This is a genomic window from Agrobacterium albertimagni AOL15, from assembly GCF_000300855.1.
Classification (GTDB): Bacteria; Pseudomonadota; Alphaproteobacteria; order Rhizobiales; family Rhizobiaceae; genus Allorhizobium; species Allorhizobium albertimagni.
In genome coordinates, this window is the sequence record NZ_ALJF01000010.1 from 216,854 (window position 1) to 236,865 (window position 20,012).

The 20,012-nt window shown below is 62.6% G+C and carries 19 protein-coding genes; 6 read left to right on the forward strand and 13 right to left on the reverse strand.

Translation table 11 applies throughout. The features are described 5' to 3' along the window. Positions 1 to 94 precede the first annotated feature (94 nt). The 10 genes from QWE_RS12805 to QWE_RS12850 all read right to left on the reverse strand — a co-directional run bounded on the left by QWE_RS12805 (position 95) and on the right by QWE_RS12850 (position 10,691). Positions 95 to 1,468 carry a glutamate--cysteine ligase gene (locus tag QWE_RS12805; protein ID WP_006726555.1) on the reverse strand — a complete coding sequence of 458 codons (1,374 nt, stop codon included), beginning with the start codon at positions 1,466 to 1,468 and terminating at the stop codon, positions 95 to 97. Positions 1,469 to 1,611: 143 nt separating this feature from the next. Further along, a complete protein-coding gene (locus tag QWE_RS12810) occupies positions 1,612 to 2,349 on the reverse strand; it encodes a 16S rRNA (uracil(1498)-N(3))-methyltransferase (RefSeq protein WP_006726556.1) in 738 nt (245 codons plus the stop codon). 19 nt (positions 2,350 to 2,368) lie between these two features. Next, on the reverse strand, positions 2,369 to 3,874 hold the full coding sequence (locus tag QWE_RS12815; protein WP_006726557.1) for an inorganic phosphate transporter: 1,506 nt from the start codon (positions 3,872 to 3,874) through the stop codon (positions 2,369 to 2,371). Positions 3,875 to 4,051: 177 nt separating this feature from the next. Next, positions 4,052 to 4,561 (reverse strand): NUDIX hydrolase, encoded by a 510-nt coding sequence (locus tag QWE_RS12820; protein ID WP_040300122.1) that lies wholly within the window; start codon positions 4,559 to 4,561, stop codon positions 4,052 to 4,054. Between the two features lie 174 nt (positions 4,562 to 4,735). Then, a complete protein-coding gene (locus tag QWE_RS12825) occupies positions 4,736 to 5,494 on the reverse strand; it encodes an HAD-IIB family hydrolase (RefSeq protein WP_006726559.1) in 759 nt (252 codons plus the stop codon). Continuing rightward, on the reverse strand, positions 5,491 to 6,828 hold the full coding sequence (locus tag QWE_RS12830; protein ID WP_006726560.1) for a glycosyltransferase family 4 protein: 1,338 nt from the start codon (positions 6,826 to 6,828) through the stop codon (positions 5,491 to 5,493). The genes QWE_RS12825 and QWE_RS12830 overlap by 4 nt, the downstream gene beginning before the upstream one ends. A 133-nt stretch (positions 6,829 to 6,961) precedes the next feature. Next, the gene (locus QWE_RS12835) at positions 6,962 to 7,639 is read right to left on the reverse strand and encodes a LutC/YkgG family protein (protein WP_006726561.1); all 678 of its coding nucleotides are present in this window, start codon (positions 7,637 to 7,639) and stop codon (positions 6,962 to 6,964) included. A 3-nt stretch (positions 7,640 to 7,642) separates the two neighbouring features. After that, complete coding sequence (locus QWE_RS12840; RefSeq protein WP_006726562.1) at positions 7,643 to 9,067, reverse strand: LutB/LldF family L-lactate oxidation iron-sulfur protein; 1,425 nt, start codon at positions 9,065 to 9,067, stop codon at positions 7,643 to 7,645. 23 nt (positions 9,068 to 9,090) lie between these two features. Then, positions 9,091 to 9,864 carry a (Fe-S)-binding protein gene (locus tag QWE_RS12845; RefSeq protein WP_006726563.1) on the reverse strand — a complete coding sequence of 258 codons (774 nt, stop codon included), beginning with the start codon at positions 9,862 to 9,864 and terminating at the stop codon, positions 9,091 to 9,093. Then, positions 9,861 to 10,691: a FadR/GntR family transcriptional regulator gene (locus QWE_RS12850; protein ID WP_006726564.1), complete on the reverse strand. Its 831-nt coding sequence runs from the start codon at positions 10,689 to 10,691 to the stop codon at positions 9,861 to 9,863. Before QWE_RS12850 ends, QWE_RS12845 begins: the two co-directional genes overlap by 4 nt. Before the next feature lie 165 nt (positions 10,692 to 10,856). Between QWE_RS12850 and QWE_RS12855 the strand changes: the two genes are divergently transcribed. Next, on the forward strand, positions 10,857 to 12,128 hold the full coding sequence (locus QWE_RS12855; RefSeq protein ID WP_006726565.1) for a DUF3422 family protein: 1,272 nt from the start codon (positions 10,857 to 10,859) through the stop codon (positions 12,126 to 12,128). Here the strand turns inward: QWE_RS12855 and QWE_RS12860 are convergent, their stop codons facing one another. Together QWE_RS12860 and QWE_RS12865 are read right to left on the reverse strand one after the other, a co-directional pair. Beyond that, entirely contained in the window at positions 12,129 to 12,464 is a 336-nt protein-coding gene (locus QWE_RS12860; RefSeq protein WP_006726566.1) for a type II toxin-antitoxin system HicB family antitoxin, read from the reverse strand. Further along, the gene (locus QWE_RS12865; RefSeq protein ID WP_040300124.1) at positions 12,461 to 12,715 is read right to left on the reverse strand and encodes a type II toxin-antitoxin system HicA family toxin; all 255 of its coding nucleotides are present in this window, start codon (positions 12,713 to 12,715) and stop codon (positions 12,461 to 12,463) included. The genes QWE_RS12860 and QWE_RS12865 overlap by 4 nt, the downstream gene beginning before the upstream one ends. 132 nt (positions 12,716 to 12,847) lie before the next feature. On the opposite strand from QWE_RS12865, the gene QWE_RS12870 reads away from it, so the two are divergent. Then, positions 12,848 to 14,266: a DUF6880 family protein gene (locus QWE_RS12870; protein ID WP_006726568.1), complete on the forward strand. Its 1,419-nt coding sequence runs from the start codon at positions 12,848 to 12,850 to the stop codon at positions 14,264 to 14,266. Here the strand turns inward: QWE_RS12870 and QWE_RS12875 are convergent. Continuing rightward, a complete protein-coding gene (locus QWE_RS12875; RefSeq protein WP_006726569.1) occupies positions 14,263 to 15,159 on the reverse strand; it encodes a LysR family transcriptional regulator in 897 nt (298 codons plus the stop codon). The genes QWE_RS12870 and QWE_RS12875 overlap by 4 nt on opposite strands. Before the next feature lie 137 nt (positions 15,160 to 15,296). Between QWE_RS12875 and QWE_RS12880 the strand changes: the two genes are divergently transcribed. The 4 genes from QWE_RS12880 (at position 15,297) to glcF (ending at position 19,954) form a co-directional block, all read left to right on the forward strand. Further along, the gene (locus tag QWE_RS12880) at positions 15,297 to 16,730 is read left to right on the forward strand and encodes an FAD-linked oxidase C-terminal domain-containing protein (RefSeq protein ID WP_006726570.1); all 1,434 of its coding nucleotides are present in this window, start codon (positions 15,297 to 15,299) and stop codon (positions 16,728 to 16,730) included. Positions 16,731 to 17,007: 277 nt separating this feature from the next. After that, on the forward strand, positions 17,008 to 18,201 hold the full coding sequence (locus tag QWE_RS12885; protein ID WP_006726571.1) for an FAD-binding protein: 1,194 nt from the start codon (positions 17,008 to 17,010) through the stop codon (positions 18,199 to 18,201). Between the two features lie 12 nt (positions 18,202 to 18,213). After that, on the forward strand, positions 18,214 to 18,591 hold the full coding sequence (locus QWE_RS12890) for a DUF4870 family protein (RefSeq protein ID WP_006726572.1): 378 nt from the start codon (positions 18,214 to 18,216) through the stop codon (positions 18,589 to 18,591). 49 nt (positions 18,592 to 18,640) lie between these two features. Continuing rightward, positions 18,641 to 19,954, forward strand: coding sequence for a glycolate oxidase subunit GlcF (glcF, locus tag QWE_RS12895; RefSeq protein WP_006726573.1), 1,314 nt, complete (start codon positions 18,641 to 18,643; stop codon positions 19,952 to 19,954). Positions 19,955 to 20,012: the final 58 nt, after the last annotated feature.

Sequence of the window (20,012 nt, forward strand, 5' to 3'; positions counted from 1 at the left end):
GCGTGCAGATGATTCAGCACTATATCCGGAATGGCCATCAGGCAAACCGCTTTTTGCCTGATGTCTCAATGCCAGGCGTGGCGCGACCGCTTGCTCAGTACTGATATTCCTCGAAAACCGGCTCGACCGACCCGTTCCAGCGTCCGTTATAGAGAGCCAGCATGTCGTCGGCCAGCGTCATCCGCTTGGCGAGAACTTCGTCCAGGGTGTTCAGGAACACCGTCTCGTCCTGGCCTTCGGAATTCAACTGGCCACGGGCTTTCAGCCCCGCGCGCGACATTTCCACGACCTCGCGTGCCACTTCCATCAGCGGGCGTCCCGCAACCGAAGCCTTGAGCCCCTGGGCCGGGACAGCATCGCGCATGGCAATCACGTCCTCGACGGTCCAGTTGGCAGTCAGCTCATCGGCCGCAGCCAGCGCTGTTTCGTCATAGAGCAGGCCGACCCAGAGCGCCGGCAGCGCACAGATGCGTCTCCACGGGCCACCATCGGCGCCACGCATTTCGAGGAAGCGCTTCAGCCGCACATCGGGGAAGAGGGTGGAAAGGTGGTTGGTCCAGTCCCCCAGCTGCGGCTCCCACTCGGCGACTTCGCCCTTGAGAGCGCCATCCATGAACTGGCGGAAGGTGATGTGGGTACAGTCGTGGTACCGCCCGTCGCGCACGATGAAATACATCGGCGCATCGATGGCCCAGGCAACATAGTCGCCGAACGAGAAATCCTTCGAGAAGGTGAAGGGCAGAACGCCGGCGCGCTGATTGTCGGTATCGCGCCAGATGTCGCCCCGCCAGGAAAGAAGGCCGTTCGGCTTGCCTTCCGTGAAAGGCGAGGAGGCAAAGAGCGCGGTTGCCAGCGACTGCAGCTTCATCGACACCCGCATCTTCTGCCGCATGTCGGCTTCCGACGAGAAGTCGAGATTCACCTGGATCGTACAGGTCCGGTACATCATGTCGAGACCCTGGCTGCCGACCTTCGGCATATAGCGGGTCATGATGTCGTAACGGGACTTCGGCATACGCGGCGTCTCGGCCAGCGACCACTTCGGGCTGCCGCCGATCCCGAGGAAGCGGATGCCCATGGGCTCTGCAACGTCCCGCAGCACGGCGAGATGCTGGTTCGATTCCTTGCAGGTCTGGTGGAGCGTCTCGACAGGTGCGCCGGACAGTTCGAATTGGCCGCCTGGCTCGATCGAAATCGCGCCCATGCCGTGTTGTTCGCCGAGACCGATGATGTTTTCGCCGTCCATGATCGGTTCCCAGCCGAGCTTCTCCTGCATGCCCTTGAGCAGAGCCGAGATGCTGGCGTCCCCATGATAGGGAACCGGGCTGTTGTCGGCCCGGAAGAAGGCAAACTTCTCGTGCTCGGTGCCGATCCGGAACTGCTCCTTCGGCTTGGACCCGGCTGCCATATAGGCTGCCATGTCGTCGAGAGTGCCGAGAGGGGTCTGGTCGGTGGTATCACGGGCCATGGAAGCTACCTTGCTGGGCGTCGTCGGTGGGCAAGACTAGGCCCATCACTGATGGCTGATTGAACCGGATTTCTGTGCCGTGCAAGTGAAAATCTCTCATGCACGGCTCAAAAAACTGGAACGAAGTGAAGCGGAAATAAAGGCTAGCGCCAGTCGCCGATGGCGGCCTGCACAACGGCCATTGCGGCGACCGCTGCCGTGTCTGCTCTCAAGATGCGGGGCCCAAGCGGAATGGCCGTCACGAAGGGCAGGGACCGCAGCAGAGCCCGCTCGTCTTCGGAGAAGCCGCCTTCGGGGCCGACGAGAAGCGCGAGCGACTTTTCCTCGATCCGCGAGAGCGCGGGAAGGGGATTTTGCGTGGCGCTGTCCTCGTCGCAATAGATGATCCGTCGGTCCGAGGGCCAGCGATCGAGCAGGTCGCGCAGCTTGACCGGCTCCACGACTTTGGGAATGGCGAGAATGCCGCATTGCTCGGCGGCTTCCACGGCATTCGCCTGCAGGCGATCGATATTGCCGATCTTGCCCTGGACATGTTGCGTCATCACCGGTTGCAGGATGCCAGCGCCCATCTCGACTGCCTTCTGCACCAGATAGTCCATGCGGCCGACCTTGAGCGGCGCGAAGAGAAAATGCAGATCGCAATCATCAGGCTGCGGGCGTGTTTGCTCGACAGGGGTGATCATGATCTTCTTGCGTGTGGGAAAGTGGATGCTGGCCTTCCACTCGCCATGACGTCCGTTGAAGACAAGGAGCTCGGCCCCTTCCTCAAACCGCAGCACATTGGCCAGGTAGTTGAACTGCTCCGCCGTCGCCTCGAAGGCTTGGGCGAGAGCAAGGTCGGCGGTCACATAGAGCCGTTGCATCCGGTAATTGGCACGCATGATGGTCTCGTCTCCGGGATCAAAGAGCGATCAGAGACATAACCCAATACAGCACGGCTGCAAGGCCGGCAGATGCTGGAACGGTAATGATCCACGCCGCCACGATCGTCATGAAGTGCGAGCGGCGCACAAGATAACGACGGCGGATCTCTTCCGGGTTGCGTTCCGGCTTCGGCTCGATGACGAAACGCTCGGCCTTGCTGCGCATGTATTCCATGCGCCGCTTGGAATTGCGGGTGTACCACTCACGGAAGAAGCCGACGCCGAAGACAGCACCGACGGCAATGTGGGTGGAGCTGACCGGCAGGCCCAGCGCCGACGCCACGATCACGGTGATGGCTGCCGAAAGCGAGACGCAGAAGGCGCGCATGGGGTTGAGCTTGGTGACCTGTTCGCCGACCAGGCGGATCAGGCGAGGACCGAAGAGCAGCAGACCCAAGGAGATGCCGACGGCACCGATCACCATGACCCAGAGAGGCACTGTCACCTGGCCTGCGACCTCGTGATCCTGCGCGGCATGCACGATTGCCGAGAGCGGGCCGATGGCATTGGCCACATCATTGGCGCCGTGGGCGAAGGAGAGCATTGCGGCCGAGAAAATGAGCGGCAGCTGGAAAAGCTTGCGCAGCGACTGATTGCGGTTTTCGAGCCCGCGGGACTGGCGCCGGATGAGCGGCACACTCAGCCACCAGGACAACAGGCCGAAGACAAGCCCGATCAGGCTGGCTTGAGCCAAGCTGATCGAAACGATCTTGTTGAGGCCCTTGAGCGCGAGATAGGCGATGAACGAACCGATCATGATCCCGATCAATACCGGCACCCATCGCCGAGCGGCACTGAGCTTGTCTTCCCGGTAGATGATGAATTCCTTGATGAAGGCAAGGAAGAGCGCCGCGATCACGCCTCCGAGCACCGGAGAGACGACCCAGCTTGCCGCGATGCCGCCCATCACGCCCCAGTCGACGGCGGACAGGCCGGCTGCCGCGACCCCGGCGCCGAGCACGCCGCCGACGACGGCATGGGTCGTGGAAACTGGCGCGCCGATCCAGGTGGCAAGGTTGATCCACAGCGCCGACGACAGCAGCGAGGCCATCATCGCCCAGATGAACGTATCGGCATTCGCCATCTTGTCCGGATCGACGATGCCACGCGAGATCGTGGAAACGACATCGCCGCCTGCGATCAGCGCACCGGCCGTCTCGAACACCACGGCGATGGCGAGCGCAACCCCCATGGTCATCGCACGGGATCCGACCGCGGGGCCGACATTGTTGGTGACGTCATTCGCGCCGATGTTCATCGCCATATACGCGCCGATCGCAGCCGCTGCGACGATGATCCAGGCGCCCGGCCGGTCCATGGCAAGCGCCCCGGCAAACACGGTGGCGAATACCATGAAGATCAGCGCGATGCCGAGTGGCGCAAAACCGCGGGAAACGTGCTGCGCCGCTTCCTCGACATGGGCGATCTTGTCGAGATCCTTGTCGAGGGTAGGCTTCACGAGTTTCGGCTTTGGCTTGCCCATGGCGGGTGTCTCCGGAAGAGGGTCCCTGTCCGGATTCCTCATTCTCTTGTTTTAGCGGCGGATGATGACGCATAGTCCGTGGGCCAGAGGCACGTCACGGCATATCTCATCGGGTCGCAGAAGCCCCTACCGACAAAGGGGGCGCGCTGCAATATGACAGTTTTGTGACAGTCGGTTTCAGGCCCGTTTTGCAGCCTTTTCTGGGATCGGCGCGGGCATTTGTGTCAGTTTCGGGAATTCCAGGAACAGCGCCTTGAGTTCCGGCTCCTCAACGCGGGTGGCTGCTTCCGCGCAACTGACCCACTCAAGACGACGGACGCCCTTCTCGGGGAACTCCTTGACGAAGCCCTTCACGTCAAGCGCATGGACCTGAACGCGAGTCGGGACCTTGTGCCCGCCACGCATCTTCTTCATGTAGGTATAGTAGCCGACGGGCTCGATACCCGCCTTGCCCTTGATGCCGGCCTCTTCAAAGGCCTCTCGTTCGGCGATGGCATGGGGCTGCTTGCCCGGCATGTGCCAGCCCTTCGGGATAACCCAACGCCCGGTATCCCGGCTTGTGATCAGCAACACCTCAAGCTCGCCCGTCTTCTTGCGCGTCCGGTGACAGATCGCAGCAAATTGCTGCCGCGGCGGGCGCTGCAGCATGAGCCTGAGGTCTGATGTGATACGGCCAATGATACCCAATGAACTTGCACCTCGATTCGTCTATCAGAATACGCCAAAATACCGCGCTTTCGCGGCCAATCTTGTGCGGATGATACGCTTTTCACACGATGGTTATCGCTGCCTATCAGGTGTAGGCGTCATGCGTTCAATTCAATGCGACATTCGATGCCCGAAAGTCGCATTTCCCGACATTTACGTCGCCTCTGGCGTCGCAAATACGCCGAATTCCTTCAGCCCGTCGATCACGCCTCCGGCAGCAGTCCCTTGAGTGGCAATCATGCCGGGCCTTGCCTGCGCGAGGCTGACGAGTTCGGGCAGCGCATTGCCGGGCATGATGCCGCGCACGCCGTCGAGCTCGAACATCGCCCTGTCATTGCCGGTGTCGCCTGCAACCACCACCTCGTCCAGGCCGATCTCAAGCTCACTGCAGAGCCAGCTAAGCGCCTTTCCCTTGTCGGCGACATCAGGCAGAACGTCGAGATCGCGCGCACTGGAATAGATGACCCGTGTCCGATGGCCCGAACTGGCGAGCATCTGCTCCAGTTCCAGAATGTCGTCCGCCGTCGCATCATGCAGATACCAGCTCGACTTATAGTCATGCTGATACTGTGCCGGTTGCCGGGTCAGCCGCTCCATCATCACGAGCTCCGCCTCGATAAGGTCGACATCAAAGCCGTCGGCGATCAGCGCGGTGTACTGATCGGACATATGGGGATGATCATAAGAATGCATCATGGTGCCGACGCCGCCGATCAGAAAGTCGGCTTGCGGCAAACCCTGTTCCCACGTGAATTCCATGATGTCTTCGATCAGGCGCCCACTGTTGTAGACCAACAGCGGTCGCTCGCCGTCCGGCAAGGCTTGCCACAGCCGCGCAAACTCGACCGACGCATCGCGGTCCCCCGCGAGCGTCCCGTCGAGATCGGATGAAAAGAGCCGGATCGGTTTCAATCCCCGTCGTTCCATGGTTCTGCCCAGTCGCTTTCTTCAAGAGCTTGCGCCACCGGACGGCCTTCGACAAGAGCCACGAGTTGCTGGGCGATCCCGGTCCAGGTGAAAAGACTGCGCGCCTTGTGCGCGCCCATGCGCGACAGTCGCCCGTAAAGCCTCGGATGCTTGAACGGCTTCATCATGGTGATGCCGAGATCGTATTTGTCGAAGGGATCGGCAAACAGCGCATGTCGACCATAGCTGACCGCGCGGAACAGGCCACCATGAATGGTGACGATCGTCGGTGTGCCGCTTGCCATCGCCTCGATCGCGGTCATGCCGAAGGGCTCGTAGCGACTCGAAAGCACGAAGAGATCGGCAGCGCGATACATGTCGGGCAGGTCCTCATCGGGAATGAAGCCAGAGAAATCCACCTTGTCTGAGATGCCGAGATCGGCCACCTGCTGCTTGAGCTGGGCTAGGATCGTCTCTTCCTGTGCATCGAGGCTTTCACCACCAAGCGCCAGCCGCAACCGCGCTTCCGGCACCCGTTCCGCCATGACGGCAAAACCGTCGATCAGGAGGTCGTAGCCCTTGTTGGTCGCAAGCCGGCCGAGCGCCAGAACCGTTTTGCCTTCGAAGCCAAAGCGCTGGCGCACCATCTGCCGCGAAGATTCCGACACGGGGTAGAAGCGATTGTCGTCATAGCCCGGCGGGATCATGTGCACGCGATTGCGCGCCAGTCCGTAATCCTCGGTCAGCATGTCCAGCTGGATGGGGGTCGTGGCGATCACCAGCTGACAGCTGCGATAGACGATCAGCTCGTGCTGGATGCGTTCCTTGAAGTTGAATTCTTCTTCGAACCTGTCGGCGCGTTCCGGATAGTCGGTCTCCATCTGGCGCTTCTTCCACATCCCCAGCGAATGCGGCGTGTGGATATGCGGCACACGCAGCGCTTCGGACAGGCGCTGCCCGGCAACGCCTGCATCCCAGTAGTGACTGTTGATGAAGAGATAGGTGAGGCCCTCGCGCTTGATCCAGCGCAGGGCCTTCTCGTTCCATTCGGTCAGATGCCGGTGCAGATATTCCTTGGGAATGAAGTCAGGCCCGCCACAGGGAATCCGCACGACGCGCACATTATCATCCACCGCGTCGATCTCCGGCTGGTCTTCGAAGCGGCGGGTGAAGATGTCGACCTTGTGGCCGAGCTGGGCGAGTTTCTTTGCAAGTTCGAGAACATAGACCACCTGGCCACCGGTATCGGCGGCTCCGAGTGGCGGCTGGGCTGCGACGTAGCCATGCGTTGAGACGAGCGCGATGCGCGGCGTCTCATGCGGATCCGTTTGAAGTGCCATAATCCCCACCTTCTGAAAATTTCGTTCTTAAGAAGCGGGAATGATAACGCGTTAAGGCGGTAAATGTTTCAGATTTTGGATGAAATTTTCGCGACTGCCCGGAACTTTTGCGTCTGGGCACCTTCGCAAGCGCTCACGCCGGCGTCCCGACGATGACGATATGGAGTGCCCGCGGACCGTGGGCACCCAGGAGCAGAGTCTGTTCAATGTCGGCGGAACGGGACGGGCCGGTGATCATGTTCACCGTCCGCGGCATCGTCTCGCCGTCAGCCTTTAGCAGATTGGCCCAGACGCTTTCCATGTCTCCGACAATCGCGGCGGCCTCGACGACGACGATGTGATGGTCGGGCAGGAAATTGAGCGTCACCGGGTTGTCGGGTCCTGACAGAACGCAAAGCGTACCCGTCTCGGCGATCCCGCCAAAGGCGTGGCTCACTGCCACCAGGTCATTGCCGTCGGATGCGCCGTGACGGATATCCAGCGCGCCGGCATTATGCCAAGGGAGCGATGTCAGGCGCGCATCCGCGCCGATCCGGATCGAGGCCGGCAGATTGCGCTGCTTCAGATACTCAGCAACAGACTGCGGCAGGGTCCCGCGCGAGGTAAGGCGCTCCGTCGTAGCATTGTATTTCTCGGCCATGGCGATGAAGAGTGTCAGCCGCTCATCGGCCGGCAGTTGGCCGCGCTTCGGAATGATCCCTTGCGGGCGTTCCTGGAGACGACGGGCGACGGTTGCGGCACGCTCGGTATCGCCGGCCGCCACCTTCAGCGAGGTGCGGATACGGGAAAGAATGGCTTGGCGGCTGTCCATCGGTCAGGCTCCCTGCTTCTGGCGTGCGGCCCATTGTTGGGCGAAAGTCTGCCCCTCCGGTGCCGGCAGATCGCGAATGTCGGTCCAGCCCGAGGCAAAGGGCAGGGACGCGATCCGTCCCCTGTTGCCGCCGATGAGGTTCAGCATTCGCGCGCCAATCGAGGTCGCCATGCGGTAGAGCTTCGGTCGCTTGGCAAAGAAGGCCCAGACACCGAGCCCGTAGCGCGCCGTCGCCGGATTGAGATGCTTCTCGAACTCGCGCTCGCGCCAATGCCGCATCATTTTCGGCAGCGGGATATGCATGGGACAGACACTCTCGCAGCGCCCGCAAAAGGTCGAGGCATTCGGCAGATGGCCTGAAATGTCGACGCCAAAGAGAGACGGTGTGAGGACAGCGCCCATCGGCCCCGGATAGACCGAGCCATAAGCATGGCCACCGACAGCGTGATAGACGGGACAGTGGTTCATGCAGGCGCCGCAGCGGATGCAGCGCAACATGTCCTGGAACTCGCTGCCGAGCATGGCGGTACGGCCGTTGTCGAGCAGGATGACGTGATATTCCTCCGGCCCATCAGGATCTTCGGCCCGGCGCGGCCCTGTCGAGAAGGTCGTATAGACGGAGATGTCCTGGCCGGTCGCCGAGCGGGCGAGAAGCCTCAATATCTGCGAACAGTCTTCGAGCGTCGGCACCAGCTTCTCGATCGAGGCGACGACGATATGCACCCTGGGCAGCGACTGGGTGAGGTCGCCGTTGCCCTCGTTGGTGACGATCACGGAGGTGCCGGTTTCCGCGATCAGGAAGTTGGCGCCGGTGATCCCGACATCCGCCTGGAAGTAACTCTTGCGCAGCACCTGCCGCGCCTCCGACAGCAGCGTCTCCGGCGCCGTCAGATCGCGCTTTGGGTCGAGATGCGTATGTACCCGGCGGAAGTCCTCTTCCACCTGCTCCTTGTTGAGATGCACCGCCGGCGCAATGATATGGCTCGGATGCTCGCCGCGAAGCTGGATGATGTATTCGCCGAGATCGGTCTCGACCGGCTCGATCGCATGCTCGAAGAGGAAGTCGTTGAGATTGATCTCCTCTGTGATCATCGACTTGCCCTTGGTCACGGTCTTTGCCCCGACCCGCTGGCAGATGTCGAGCACCAGCCGGCGCGCATCCTCGGCGCTCTCGGCCCAGTGCACATGCCCGCCTGATGCCGTCACCTTGCGCTCATAGGCCTCGAGATAGAGATCGAGATGGGCGAGCGTGTGGTTCTTGATCTCCCGGCCCTTGTCGCGCAGGGCGTCGAACTCTGGAAGGGCGGCGGCGGCCGCGGCACGCTTGGCGATGAAACCCTTTTCGACATTGGTGAGCGCCTTCTGCAACTGGCCATCGGCCAGCGCTCGGGCTGCATTGTTCTTGAACTGCGGGGCGGTGAATTGCATGCCTTCCTCCTCCCTCGTGTCGTCTATTTGCCGCTGCCGGCAATCGGCCGACTGTCGGTCATCCCGGCCAGGACCTCCGCGACATGGCGCACTTCGATGGTCGAGCCCTCGCGCTTCAGCTTGCCCGCCATGTTCATCAGGCAGCCCATGTCGCCGGCGAGCAGCAGCTCGGCGCCGGTCTCTGAAATCATCGCCGTCTTCTTCGAGACGATCTTGCCGGAAATATCGGGATATTTGACGCAGAACGTGCCGCCGAAACCGCAGCAGACGTCAGAGCCTGCCATCTCCTTCAGTTCCAGCCCCTCGACGCTCGAAAGAAGCGCGCGCGGTTGCTTCGAAATGCCGAGCTCCCTGAGGCCCGAACAGCTGTCGTGATAGGTCACGGTTCTGTCGAGCCGGACCTCGACTTCGGTCATTCCTCTGACATCGGTGAGAAAGGAAACGAGCTCGAACACCTTGTCCGAGAAGCGCCGACAGCGCTCCTCCCAGAGCGCGTCGCCCTTGAAGAGTTCGGGATAATGCATCTTCAGCATGGCCCCGCAGGACCCGGAGGGAGCAACGACATAGTCGAAGCCCTCGAATTGCTCGATCACCTGCTTTGCCAGATCACGCGTATCCTTGGTGTCGCCGGAATTGTAGGCCGGCTGGCCGCAGCAGGTCTGGGCGATCGGCACATGCACGTCGCAGCCGGCGTCCTCGATCAGCTTAACTGCGGAAAAACCGACGCTCGGTCGGAAGAGGTCAACGAGACAGGTGGCAAAGAGGCCGACCTTCGGCCGGGTTTGGACTTGGCTCACGCTTTGGTCTCCGTCTTGGAATTGCCGGTGGCGCGGTTCCCGCGTCCGCCATCACGGCGGATCAGTCTGAGCTTGGCGACGCGACCCCATTCGCCGGCGCGGGCGCTTTCGTCGGCCGCACGCATGACGAAGTCGATATGCGCCTGGGCTGCGGCCTTGGCCGCTTCCGGATCGCCGGCGAGGATCGCGTCATGGATCGCCACGTGCTGGTCCAGAAGCTGTTCGCGCGCATTGGGCAGCGAGAAGACGGCCTTGCGATTGAAGAAGATTCCCTCAGACAAAAGCCGGTAGCAGGCCCGCATGGTGTGCAGGAGGATGATGTTGTGCGCCGCCTCACCGACGGCATTGTGGAATTCCACGTCGGCCGCGAGCTCGTCTTCCGGCTCCTGGGTCCCGTGGGCGTTCCGCATGTCCTCGATGATCCGGGACAACAACGCCTTGTCGGTGTCCGTCGCGCGTTGCGCCGCAAGCTCCGCCGTGAGGCCTTCGAGTTCGCGGCGATATTCGAGATAATCGCGTGTGGCACGGGCATGGCGGGAGATGAGGTCGGTGATCGGCTTTGAAAACACCTGTCCGATGATATCGGCGACGAAAGTGCCGCCGCCATGATGGCTGATCAGCAGCCCCCGGGTCTCCAGCTCCTTCAGCGCATCGCGCAGGATCGGCCGCGACACCTCCAGCGACTGCGCCAGTTCCCGCTCGCCTGGCAGCCGGTCGCCATCCCGGAGCACACCGTCGAGGATCAACAGCTCGATCTGCTGCACCACCTCATCGGCGGTGCGGCTGTGGCTTACGCCGGAAAACAGTGTCTGGTCGCTCTCGGTCATCACCCTCTCCAATGCCGTTTCATAGCAAGCGAAACGACAAGTGGTCAACTTTCTTGTCCAGTCGATGCGTGGGCAAGTTGTCGAAAGCGGGCCTGTGACGTTTGCACCTTTGCGCGGAGACAAGCGCACTGCTAGCTTGAGAGACGGGCAAGGGAGACGGTCAGCGTGGCAAAGGGTGATTTTGCATTTCCAATGGCGCCGGAGCGGGCGCTGGCGCTCGGAGAAATCCATGCCAGACCTTATGCGCTGGTCAAATCCGGGCGCGTCATCTTTCAGCTCGCCTTCATGATGGATGGCGGTTCGGCCGTGCACCACGCGGCGATTTCTGAATTGTCCCGCGCCCGCGGCGTCGCTCCGCCTGAGAAAAATGGGCGCTATCATTCGCTCGCCTGGGGGCAGGGGACGCTGCGCTGGGAACGCCATACCGAGTTTTCCACCTGGTTCTGGGATGGCCCGCTGCCGGAAAGCTTCGGTGGTGACGTGCCGATCCACCCCTTCGGCGACGGCTTCATCGCGCCTGGTCCGCTGATCTCGGGCATCCGCCTCGAACTTCGCCCTGATGGTTCCGAAATCGCCGATGCCCGTGCCGCCTTCGATCCGGCCAGCCTCTGCTATAGCGAGTTGAAGAACGGTCAGGCCGCCGTGCTCACCGACTTCCGCCAGGATGGCCATGGCCTCACCCAGGTCCTCGTCATTGACAGAGGTATGACGGAAGCCGGTCGCGGCGCCGTGGTCCAGCGCCTGCTCGACATCGAAACCTACCGTACCATGGCCATGCTCGGCCTGCCGCTTGCCCAGACGCTGTCGCCGGAGATCCGCCGCATCGAGGATGGTCTGACCGCCGTCACGCAGCGCATGAAGGCCCATGCCCGCAACGAATCCGACGAGATGCTCTCGGAACTCACGCGCCTTGCCGCCGAACTCGAAGCCAATGCCGCGCTCAGCCTCTACCGGTTCGGCGCAAGCCGCGCCTATGACGGCATCGTGCGCGAGCGCATCAAGACGCTGGATGAAACGCCGGTGCCCGGTCACGAGACGCTGGGCTCCTTCCTCGAGCGGCGGCTGGCGCCGGCCATGCGCACCTGCCAGTCGATCGAGGAACGTCAGGCCAACCTCTCGCGCAAGCTGTCGCGTGCCACAGCGCTCGTCCGCTCCTGGATCGATGTCGAACTGGAACGGCAGAATTCCGACCTTTTGACCGCCATGAACAGCCGCGCCGAAATGCAGTTGCGCCTGCAGCAGACCGTCGAAGGCCTCTCGGTCGCCGCCATCTCCTATTATGTCGTCGGTCTCGTCGGTTACGCCGCCAAGGCGATCCCGCACGATCTCCTGCCCTTCGACACGGCTATCATCACCGGCATCTCGGTGCCGCTCTCCGTGCTTGGCGTCTGGTGGATCGTCAGACGCATCCGCAGGAGCCACGAACGAGAGGGCTGATCAGCGCTCGGCCGCCTCCGCAATGACGTCCGTGATCCATTCGTTGAGACTCTTGTCTTCGGCGCGTGCTGCAATCACGGCTGCCTCGTGCAGCTTCGGATCGAGTCTCAGATTGAACTTGCCTGAGAACTCGCGGTAGGGCGCGATACCCTTCTCGGCGCACATGTCCAGAAACACGGCAAGGGAGGTCGCGCCTTCCTTGCGCAGGGCATCAATGCTCTCGCCGTAGAAGTCGGCTCCGCCATTGAGGCCGAGGAATTCGCCGCGCAGCAGTCCGATATCCGGGTCGAGCGAGACAACGGCCTTATGGCCGTCGATTTCAATCACATTGTTCATTGCGAAATTCCATTTTCTTCCAGCCACTTCCGGATGCTGGCCACGGCACCCTTGTCCGTTTCAGGCGTCGGGTGCGGCCGATGAAAGACCCTGATCTGCCCGAAAAGAAAGACCCCGATGCGAGAACCTTCCCGCTCGCTGATTTCGGCTCCAAGCGCGATGAAAAGCGCCTCGATGTCCTGCCATCGGATGGTGCCGCTGACTGGCCGGGCGAAGAGCTGCTCCAACGTGGCACTATGCTTCTTCTTCATCGGGGAATGATACCATAAAGCAGTACCAATTCAACCGGACCTTGATGCGGCGGGCCGCTGCCGCGTCTTTTGTTCTTGCCGAGCCTTGCCGTCCGTTCGATATAAGGCACGCGGAAATGGATGACAGGCAGAATGGCGAAACAGACCAAGGCGAAACTCGACAAGAAGGGGCTATCAGGCCTTGGGCTCGAGAAATTGGTCGATATTCTCCTGGAGGAGTCCGCGGCCAACAAGGCGCTGAAGGCCAGATTGCAGACGGCGCTCGCCGGTGAAACGGGGCCGGATGAGATGGCACGGCTGATCGACAAGCGCCTCGACGCGATCGACCAGGCGACGACACGCATCAACCGGGCCCGCGCCCGTGATCTTGCCGGCGAATTTTCGGCCCTTGCGCGCAACATTCTCTCGGAACTCGGGTCAGCGGATACCCAGGCCGCAGCGGAGCGCATCCTGCGTTTCCTCGGCCTGCGCTTTCCCGTCTCCGCCCGGCTTGCAACCGACAATGCCCGTCTCTGGAAGGTCTTCGAGGATACGGAACTTGCCACGCTCGAGTTGATCAAGACCGTTGGTGCCGAAGAGCAGGTCCTGCTGGTGCCGCATCTGGAACGCTTGCGGTTGCGGGATCGCTACGGCGAACACACCGGTTTCCTGCGCGCGCTGACCGGCGTGGTCTCAGGCCCGGCCGCGAAGGCATGGCGCAACGTCCTGGCCGAAGTGCTGCCCTCCGAACCCTTGAAGCTCGGCGCGCTGGACCTTCTCCAGTCGCTCGCTTTGCACCAGGGCGATATCGACGACTTCCTGAGGCTGGAGCGCCAGAAGCCCGACAACCGGCGCGATACGCTCGCGGTGGCCGACATGCTCCACGGGGCGGGCCGCTTCGAGGACGCACTCGAATGGGTCCGCGAGCGCCCGCGCGGCGTGCGCTTGATCCCGGTCAACGGCGTGCTCGCCTCCGTCGGCCCAGACTACGGCGCCCATGAACGTCGCCTTCTCGAGGCCGAGATCCTCGACAAGCTGAAGCGCCGCGAGGACGCCCAGGAACTGCGCTGGCGGGAATTCGGCGAAACCCTCGATCCGTCGGTGCTGAAACTCTACCTGTCGAAGCTCGACGACTTCGCCGAATTCGACGAGCTCGACCGGGCCCTGGCTTTGGCCAAAGACCACGAGGACATCTACCTCGCCCTCGACTTCTTCCTCGCCTGGCCACGCCTCGATCTCGCAGCCGCCCATGTCCTGCGCCACAACCACGATTGGGAAGGCCGCCACTACGACGACCTCACTCCGGCCGCCGAAGCACTTTCTGCGAAAGAGCCACTGGCAGCCGTCGTGCTCTACCGCGTGCTGGTCGAGGATATCCTGAGGCGTGGCATCGGCATGGCCTATCCCCATGCCGGGCGTTACGTCGGTGAACTCGCACGCCTCATGCCGAACCTGCCTGAAGGCCACGGTCTAACGACCCATGCCGCCTTCCTCGCGGAACTGCGGCGCAATCATTCCAAGAAGTATGGTTTCTGGAGTTCGGTACCGGGTGGGTTGTCGGGACAGCCCTAGCGCTCCCAATAGGGCACCGGCCCATACAACTCCGCCAGATAATCGATGAACAGCCGTACCTTCGCGGGCAAAAACTGGCGGCTCGGATAGACGGCAGACAGCGCCACGTTGCGCGAGCTTTCATATCGCGGCAGCACCTGCACCAGCTTGCCGGTCTTCAGTTCGGCGCCGACATCCCAGGTGGAGCGCAGAGCAATTCCGAGACCTGCGATGACTGCTTCGCGGATCACTTCGCTGGAGTTGGTGATCAGCATGCCCTCGGGGCGCAGCGTGATCGGACCGGTCGGACCTTCGAGCCGCCAGGATTCATGGTTATGCGCCGGCAGGCAGCGATGCTTCTTCAAGTCGTCGAGGGTTTCAGGCGTCCCGTGTGCAGCAAGATAGCTTGGTGCCGCACACAGCACCCGGCGCACCGGTGCGAGCCTGCGAGCAACCAGCGATGAATCATTGAGTTCGGCAATACGGATCGCGAGATCAAAGCCTCCGCCGACGATGTCGGTAAACTCATCCGACAGCACCAGATGGATCGCGAGATCCGGATGCGCCTCCATGAAGGGCTTGAGATGCGGTGCGACATGCATGCGGCCGAAGGAGGTCGATGCCGAGATCTTCAACGTGCCGTTGACCTCCGAAGAGCGGCCCGAGGCAAAGGCCTCCGCCTCTTCCAGCCCACCGAGCACGGTGAGTACCCGCTCGTGAAATCCTTGGCCCGCTTCCGTCAGCGAGATCTGCCGCGTCGTGCGCTGCAGGAGGCGCGTGCCGAGCTTGTCCTCCAGCCGCTTGATGCGCTTGGAAACAACGGCAGGGGACAGCCCGAGATCACGCGCCGCCGTCGACATGCTTCCGGCCGCGATCACCCGGACGAAGACTTCGAGATCACCGAGATTGGTCATGAGTGGCTGCCACTTTTTCCGATTTGGTCATAAGTGCATAGCATTTGCCCTGCGAAAGTCCTAGTGGTAAGAAAAATAGACCAGTTGAGCGGCGGGCGCTGTGCAGCTAGGATCGGGGCAAAGAGGGGAGACATTTCATGAGCGAAGCCATCGCCTTTCTGCCGCCGAGGCCCGACGTCCTGTCGCGCCGCGTCGAGATCCTCGCCGACCTGAAGGAGCTGGTGCCGCAAGGCCGCCTCGTCGAGGAGCGGAACGCGCTGGTGCCATTCGAGACCGATGGCTTCATCGCCTATCGCCGCCGCCCGCTCGCCGTCGTCCTGCCCGAGACGACAGCCCAGGTGGCCGCCGTCATGAAATACTGTCATCGCTACGGCATCCCCGTCGTGCCCCGTGGCGCCGGCACCTCGCTCTCGGGTGGTGCGATCCCACAGGAAGATGCCGTCGTGCTCGGCCTCTCCGCCATGACCCGGATCCTTGAGGTCGACTACGCCAACCGTTGCGCAACCGTTCAGGCCGGCGTCACCAACCTGGCCATCTCCGATGCGGTCGGCGCCGACGGCTATTTCTACGCTCCGGACCCCAGCTCTCAGCTCGCCTGCACGATTGGCGGCAACATCGCCATGAATTCCGGCGGCGCCCACTGTCTGAAATACGGCGTCACCACCAACAACCTCCTTGGGGTCAAGATGGTCCTCGTCGATGGCACGATTATCGATCTCGGCGGCAAGCATCTAGACGCCGAGGGGTATGACCTGCTCGGCCTCGTCTGCGGCTCGGAGGGTCAGCTCGGCATCGTCACCGAAGCGACCGTTCGCCTGCTCGCCAAGCCCGAAGGTGCGCGCCCCGTGCTCTTCGGCTTCGATAGCGCGGAAGCTGCCGGCTCCTGCGTGGTCGATGTCATCGGCGCCGGCATCATTCCGGTCGCCATCGAATTCATGGACAAGCCGGCGATCGAGATCTGCGAGGCCTTCGCCAAGGCCGGCTATCCGCTCGACGTTGAGGCTCTGCTGATCGTCGAGGTCGAGGGCTCCGAGGCCGAGATGGAGGCGATGCTCGCCGCCATCGTCGAGATCGCCAAGCGCCATGGCGTGAAGACGGTGCGCGAAAGCCAGTCGGCCAACGAGGCGGCGCTCATCTGGAAAGGGCGTAAATCCGCCTTCGGCGCCACCGGCCGCATCGCCGACTACATCTGCATGGACGGCACCGTGCCGCTCAGCCAGCTCGCCAACGTCTTGCGCAAGACCTCCGAGATCATCGACCGCTACGGGTTGCGCGTCGCGAATGTCTTCCATGCCGGCGACGGCAATATGCACCCGCTGATCCTCTACAACATCAACGACCCTGATGACGCAGCGAAGGCGGAAGCGGCCGGCATGGAGATCCTCAAACTCTGCGTCGACGCAGGCGGTTGCCTCACCGGCGAACATGGAGTGGGTATCGAGAAACGCGATCTGATGCTGCACCAGTTCACGAAGGTCGATCTCGACCAGCAGATGGCCGTGCGCTCCGCATTCGATGCGGACTGGATCCTCAATCCATCGAAGGTCTTTCCGCTGGAGGGGAGGGGATGATGGCCGTGTCGGTTTTCTCTGTGGTTTACCCCCCTCTGTCCTGCCGGACATCTCCCCCACAAGGGGGGAGAGTGGGAACCCGCCAGCGCCCTGCGCTCGGGAAACATTCGCACTGTGAGAGCACGCGCGTTTCAGCGCATGTGTTCTTTCTGCCCCGAAAGGCCGAGCGGCAGCCCCATCCACTCTCCCCCCTCGTGGGGGAGATGCCCGGCAGGGCAGAGGGGGGCGAGCTTGCGCTAAGTCATCCGCAAGCCGGCGTAACCGCGAAAGCCACCCCATGCTGACCCCCGCCACCGAAACTGAGGCCGCCGTGATCATCCGCGGTCACGCCGCCCGCAAGATCCCGCTCAAGATCTGCGGCGGCGGCACGCGTGCGGGCTTTGGCAATTCCGTCGCCGCTGAGGCCACCCTATCCTCAGCCGCCCTCACGGGCATCGTCGAATACAACCCCGCCGAAATGGTCATCACCGCCCGCGCCGGCACGCCCGTTGCGGAGGTCGAGGCAGCCCTGGCCGAAAACGGGCAAGGCATGGCCTTCGAACCCATGGATCATCGTAGCGCCATGGGCACCTCGGGCACGCCCACGATTGGCGGCCTCTTTGCCGTCAACAGCTCCGGTCCGCGCCGCATTACCGCAGGTGCCGCCCGCGACCATCTGCTCGGCGTCCGCTTCGTCAACGGGGCCGGCGACGTCGTCAAGGCCGGTGGCAAGGTGATGAAGAACGTCACCGGCCTCGATCTCGTCAAGCTGCTCGCCGGATCCCACGGTACGCTCGGCTTTCTCACGGAAGTCACCTTCAAGGTCCTGCCCGTGCCGAAGACTGCGACCACGATCGTCCTGTCAGGCCTGGAAGACGAGCAGGCGATGAAGGCGCTCGCCGCTGCCCTGTCGCTCTCCGTCGAAGTCTCCGGTGCGGCCCATCTTCCGGAAAGCGTGCGCGGCCGTTTCATCAGCGGAAAGCTTCCCGAGGGTGCGGCCACCGTCATGCGCCTGGAAGGCCTCGAAGCCTCGGTGGCCGTGCGGGCCGAAAAGCTGATGGCGGCCATGGCAAGCTTCGGCCCGGTCAGTCGTATCGACGCAGACGAGACGAAAACGCTCTGGGCCGAAATCCGCGATGTCATGCCCTATGCCGATGGCAAGGCCCGTCCGCTCTGGCGCCTGTCCATGGCGCCGTCGCAAGCTTGGAAGCTGGTGGCGGGTCTTCGGATGCGCGCCGGCATCGACGCCTATTACGACTGGCAGGGCGGTCTCGTCTGGATGCGCATGGAGGCCGATCCTGAGGCCGAGGTCTTGCGCCACGGCATCCGAACCTTGGGCGGCGGCCATGCCACGCTGCTCCGAGCCGCCCCCCAGATCCGCGCCGAAACCGCCGCCTTCGAGCCGCAAACGCCGGCCGTCGCCTTGCTATCCGGCCGGGTCAGGTCAAAACTCGATCCTCACGGGATTTTCAATCCCGGCCTCATGGCATGAAGGAGTTTTCTGATGGCTGATCCGAATTACCGTCCCCCTGTGACCTCCGGCGAAGGCTGGTTTTCGCCCGGCCGCCTCAATGTGCAGCTGGTCTACTGCCTCTATCTTGTCAGCTTCGTTGTCGGCATTACCGGTATCATCGGTTTGATCATGGCCTATGTGAACCGCGGCAAGGGCGAGCCTTGGCTCGATACGCACTACACCTATGCGATCAGGACCTTCTGGATCGGCCTGCTCTATGCGCTGATTTCGAGCATCCTGATGCTTGTGGCCATCGGCGCCATCCTGATCTTCGGCGTCGCCATCTGGATCGTCGTCCGCTGCGTCATCGGCCTGCAAAAGGCCTCGGCCGGCGAACCGATCGCCAATCCCGCCAGCTGGTGGATCTGAAAACGAATGAACGGGGCGGCCCCGCCGGCCGCTCCCTGGGAGGATCAGCGTGCAGACCAATTTCACCGCCGAGCAGCTCGCCGATCCGCATGTCGCGGAAGCCGAAAGCATCCTGCGCAAATGCGTGCATTGCGGCTTCTGCACCGCCACCTGTCCGACCTATGTGACTCTCGGCAACGAGCTCGACAGCCCTCGCGGTCGCATCTACCTGATCAAGGACATGCTGGAAAACGGCCGTCCGGCGGACGAGCAGATCGTCACCCACATCGACCGCTGTCTCTCCTGCCTTGCCTGCACCACGACCTGTCCCTCCGGCGTCGATTACATGCATCTGGTCGATCACGCCCGCATCCACATCGAAAAGACCTATCGCCGCCCGCTGATGAACCGGCTGACCCGCAACATGCTGGCCATGGTTCTGCCCTATCCGGGCCGCTTCCGCCTGGCGCTTAAGCTCGCCGCCCTCGGCCGCCCCTTTGCCGGCATCTTCGACCAGGTGAAATCGCTCAAGCCGATGGCCGCCATGCTGCGGCTCGCGCCTTCCAAGGTCGCGCCACCCTCCGACTTCGCCAGGCCCGCCATTCATGCGGCCTCTGCCGCCCGTCGTGGCCGCGTCGCGATCCTCACCGGCTGTGCCCAGCCGGTCCTCGATCCTGGCATCAACGAAGCGGCCATCTCGCTGCTGACCCGCCTCGGTGTCGAAGTTATCGTACCCCAGGGCGAGGGCTGCTGTGGCGCACTCGTCCACCATATGGGCCGTGAGGAACAGGCACTCGACAGCGCGCGCCGCAATGTCGATGTCTGGACCCGCGCCATCGAAGCGGGCGGTCTCGACGCGATCATCGTCACGACCTCGGGCTGCGGCACGACGATCAAGGACTATGGCCACATGCTGCGCCTCGATCCGGCCTATGCTGAAAAAGCGGCTCGGGTCTCGTCGCTCGCGAAGGACGTCACCGAATATCTTTCCACCCTCGATCTGCCGATCGCGGAGACCAAGGGGCTGACGGTCGCCTATCACTCCGCCTGCTCCCTGCAGCACGGCCAGAAGGTGACCATGGCGCCGAAACTTCTGCTGAAATCAGCGGGTTTCACGGTCAAGGACCCGCCGGAAGGCCATCTCTGCTGCGGCTCCGCCGGCACCTACAACATCATGCAGCCGGAGATTTCAGCCAAGCTGAAGGCCCGCAAGGTCAAGAACATCGAGTCGACGAAACCCGACATCATCTCTGCCGGCAATATCGGCTGCATGACCCAGATCGGTTCGGCGACTGGCGTTCCCGTCGTGCATACGGTCGAGCTTCTGAACTGGGCCTATGGCGGTCCTCGTCCGAAAGCGCTGGATCGCCGCACGGCGGTTTGAGCGAATTGTTAAGCGATAGCTGTAATGATTGTCCCGGGATGGAGCAGCCCGGGAGAGG